The sequence below is a fragment of the Microbacterium sp. genome (assembly GCF_047605725.1).
Taxonomy (GTDB): domain Bacteria; phylum Actinomycetota; class Actinomycetes; order Actinomycetales; family Microbacteriaceae; genus Microbacterium.
The window spans coordinates 1-4067 of record NZ_JASGFE010000088.1; the positions used below are offsets into that span (position 1 = coordinate 1).

Annotated in this window: 4 protein-coding genes; 2 read left to right on the forward strand and 2 right to left on the reverse strand. The window is 70.8% G+C overall.

From position 1 onward, the window contains the following. Positions 1 to 138: 138 nt before the first annotated feature. Positions 139 to 1395 (reverse strand): serine hydrolase domain-containing protein, encoded by a 1257-nt coding sequence (locus QM641_RS12700; protein WP_415117047.1) that lies wholly within the window; start codon positions 1393 to 1395, stop codon positions 139 to 141. Positions 1396 to 1481: 86 nt separating this feature from the next. Between QM641_RS12700 and QM641_RS12705 the strand changes: the two genes are divergently transcribed. Next, a complete protein-coding gene (locus tag QM641_RS12705; RefSeq protein WP_415117049.1) occupies positions 1482 to 1793 on the forward strand; it encodes a DUF2470 domain-containing protein in 312 nt (103 codons plus the stop codon). A 42-nt stretch (positions 1794 to 1835) separates the two neighbouring features. Continuing rightward, positions 1836 to 2489 carry a heme oxygenase (biliverdin-producing) gene (locus QM641_RS12710; RefSeq protein ID WP_415117051.1) on the forward strand — a complete coding sequence of 218 codons (654 nt, stop codon included), beginning with the start codon at positions 1836 to 1838 and terminating at the stop codon, positions 2487 to 2489. A gap of 378 nt (positions 2490 to 2867) precedes the next feature. Here the strand turns inward: QM641_RS12710 and QM641_RS12715 are convergent. Further along, positions 2868 to 4067: ATP-dependent DNA helicase (locus QM641_RS12715; RefSeq protein WP_415117053.1), on the reverse strand; the 1200-nt coding region annotated here is incomplete at its 5' end.

Consider the following 4067-nt stretch of genomic DNA (forward strand, 5'->3'; position numbering starts at 1 on the left):
TGAGACACTACGAAACGAAATCAACGTTGCAATAGCAGCTTGAACCCGCCCCCGGCGACCCGACCAGACGCGCCAACCGAAGCGCGCGGCGCCCCGAGACGACACGAAGGCGCAGAGGACCGCGCCGTCGGCCGGCGGTCAGGGCAGCGGGCAGATCGCGGCCTGGTCCACGGCCGCCGCGTACTGCTCGGCCGTCCAGGGCAGGCCGCTCGATGCCGTGCCCCCGTCGATCGGCACCTTCGACACGATCGCGGCGAGCTCCCATGCGAGCGAGAGGCCGACCGTGGCGGATGCGCTCGCGTTGTTGAGCACGACCGCGACCGTGGCACCCGTGGACCGGTCGGCGAATGCCGCGGTGATCTGACCCTGGAACGCACCGGCCTGACCGACCAGCGACCCTGCCTGATACGCCCCGCCTGTCGCCGTGAACCAGGTCGGGGCGCCGTCGGAGGCGGGAAGACCCGCGTCGAAGCGATCCTCCGAGTCGTACGAGCGGGCGCCCGTCGCAAGCGCCTGGGTGTACCGGCCGAGATCGGCGATGTCCGTGACCACGCCGTAGGCGGTGTATCCCGCGGTCGCCGACAGCGCGGCGACCTTGACGGGGGCGGCGCAGTCGACCGCACCCTCGGGGGTCGTGCCGACGCGCAGTCCGTCGAGCCAAGGCTCTCCCGACGGCGCCTTGGTCGCCAGCGCGGTGGCGTTCAGGTCGAGGGGATCGAACACGTACTGGTCGAGCAGTTCCGCGGCGGTCTTCCCGGAGGCGCGCTCGAGCGCAAGGCCGAGCAGCACGTACCCGGTGTCGGAGTCGTGGAACCCGGTTCCCGGCGCACCCTGGCGCGGCGTACCGAGCCCGTACGAGGCGAGCTCCCGCGGGTTCCAGACGCGCGACGGGGTGGCACTCCAGCGCGACTGCAGCTGCCCGGCGAACGAGCCGATCCCGCTCGTCCCGTCGCACAGCTGCCCGAGGGTCACCCCTTTGAGGTCGGGGAAATCGTCCGTCCACTCGGTGATGTCGTCGTCGAGCGACACGAGACCGTCGACGGTCATGCCGTAGAGCACGTCGCAGATCATCGGACGCGTCGTCGAGGTCGCCGAGAAGGTCATCTCGGCAGTGACCTCGGGCCCGTCCGGGTATGCGGTCCCGATGCCCTCGGTCAGGGAGCCCACCCCCGGAATCCACACGCCGACGATCGCGCCCGTCGAGCCGGTGGCCGCCATCGCCCGCTCCACCGCCGCGTGCACCGACTCCGTCACCTCATCGGGCAGCGGATCCGTCGCCGCAGCGGGCAGGTCCACGTCCACCTGGGCGGTCGACGCGCACGCGGATGCCGACAGCACAAGCGCGAGCGCAGCCGCGCCGGCCGCCAGACGTCGTACGATCGCAGACCGCGGCATCCGATGTCCTCCCCTGATGGAACTCTAGAGAATTAGATCACACCGGCCGCACGAGGATGCCACGGCCGACGCCGTATCGTGAGGGCATGCCGCACACCTTCGACGACGCCGCGGTGGCCGGCGTGCTGGGACACATGAACGGCGATCACGCCGACGACAACGTGCTCATCGCCCGCGCGTTCGCGCCCGGGGTGGATATCGTCGGCGCGACGATGACCGCGTTCGACGGCGATGGCGGGGAATGGACCGTCGTCACCGCCGACGGCGGCGCCCAGCTCGTGCGCGTCGACTGGCCGAACGGCCCGATCAGCGAGCGGCGCGAGGTGCGCCGAGAGGTCGTGGCGCTCTACGACGAGGCGTGTCGGCGCTCGGGCATCGCACCGCGGCCGCATGGGTAACCTTCAGGTTAGCTGTACCTAAGTCGCGCTACACTCGGTGGCATGAACGCACCGATCCCGTTCTCCGCGGCCCTGCGCGAGCGCTCCGGCGCCGCCCACGCGGACAGCGAGCACGCCGGGTTCATGGCGGATCTCATGAACGGCAACGGCACCCGCGAGGACTACGTCGCGCTCGTCGCGCAGCACTGGTTCATCTACGAGGCGCTGGAGGCCGCCGCCGAGCGCATGAAGGCCGACCCGGTGGCATCCCTGTTCATCACCGACAGGCTCACCCGGCTCCCTGCATTGGAGAGCGATCTCGAGTTCCTGATCGGACCGGACTGGCGCAAGGCCATCGAGCCGCTGCCCACGACGCGGCGCTACGTGGAGCGCATCCGCCAGGTCGGTGCGGTGTGGGCGGGCGGCTTCGTCGCGCACCACTACACGCGCTATCTCGGCGACCTCTCCGGCGGCAGGTTCATCGGCAGGCTTATGGCGCGCCGTTTCGGGTTCGAGACCAACGGCATCGGCTTCTACCTCTTCCACGACATCGCCGACCCGAAGGCCTTCAAGGAGGTCTATCGCGAACAGTTGGACGCGGCGCCGTGGGATGCCGCGGAGCGCGAGCGCGTGATCGACGAAGTGCTCGTGGCCTATCGGTTCAACACCGAGCTGTTCGCCGACCTCGCCGCCGCGAAGGCCGCGCGCGTGGCCTGACCGGGCCGCGCGCGCCTCCCCTCGTGCTCGCGAGTCACAACCCGCGAGTCACTGCCCTCGCTTGCGCGAGTCACTACTCAACTCGCGAGTCACTGCCCTCCAGCGCAGTGACTCGACAGCAAGCCAGTGACTCGCGTGCGGGAACAGTGACTCGGCACGCACGCGCGAGACGGACCACCCACGCTCCCCTCCTCCTCCCGCTCCCCCTCCCCCTTCGGCGAGTCACTGCCGAACCCGCGAGTCACTGCCCTCCAGCGCAGTGACTCGACAGCAAGCCAGTGACTCGCGTGCGGGAACAGTGACTCGGCACGCGTGCGCGAGCCGAGGCCGCCCGGACACCGGAGGCTCAGCCGCCGGCCGCCGCCCGGACACCGGGGCTCAGCCTGCGGCCGAGGCCCGCACGCCGGCCATGAAGCGGCGCACGTCGGCGTCGACCAGGATGTCGCTCGGCCGCAGCGGCCGCGACAGATAGAGGCCGTCGAGCGAGGTCAGCCGCGACAGGGCGACGTAGGTCTGGCCGGGCGCGAAGGCGCCCGAGCCGAGGTCGATGACCGCGCGCTCGTAGGTCTTCCCCTGCGACTTGTGGATCGTGACCGCCCACGCCAGCCGCAGCGGGAACTGTGTGAACTCGGCGACGATGTCCCGCGACAGCCGACGCGACGCCGGATCGTAGGCGTAGCGGAACCGCTCCCAGACGGCGGGCTCGACGTCGTGCTCGACGCCGTCGACCTCGACACGGACGGATGCCCCGGCGATGCGCGTCACCGTTCCGATCGAGCCGTTCACCCAGCGCGGCCCGTCGCCGCCGTATCCGCCCACGTCGTTGCGCAGGAACATGACCTGCGCGCCGACCTTCAGGTACAGCTCGACATCGGCCGGATAGGCGTCGCTGCGACCGAAGTCGCCGCTGATCTCAGCCCGCGCGGTCTGGACGGGCCCGGGAAGCGCGTCGAGGTGGCGCTGGTTGATGCGGTTCACGATGTCGTTGCGCGTGGCCAGCGTGATGATCGGCGGCTCCCCGTCGGCCGGCTCCGGCGGAGTGCGCGCTCCCGCGGCGTTGAGCGCGCCCGCGATCTCGGCGGTCACCACGCCGTGGCGGACCGCGCCGAGCATCGCGCGGAACGCGGGATCGGACTGCCGGTGCACATCGCGCAGCTCCGCGACGTGCAGCGGAGCGCCGACACGGCCGAGGTCGAGCAGTCCATCGGTGCGGATCGCCCCGCGCTCCACGGCAGGGCCGGCCCACACCTGCGCGTCGAAGAACCAGAACGAGCGGTAGTGGTCGCGGATGTAGCGCAGCTCGTCGCCGCGCGGCGGCACCGGCGCGAGCTGGTAGGGGTCGCCGAACATGACCACCTGCACGCCGCCGAAGGGCTCCGCGCGACGACGCCTGGCCTGCCGCAGAGAGCGGTCGACGGCATCCATCAGGTCGGCGTTGACCATCGAGATCTCGTCGATCACGAGGGTGTCGATGGCGTTGAGGATGCGGCGCGCGGGCTCGGGCACCTCGAGGTCGCTGTCGGCGATGAGCCCGATCGGCAGCCGGAACAGCGAGTGGATCGTCTGCCCCTCGACGTT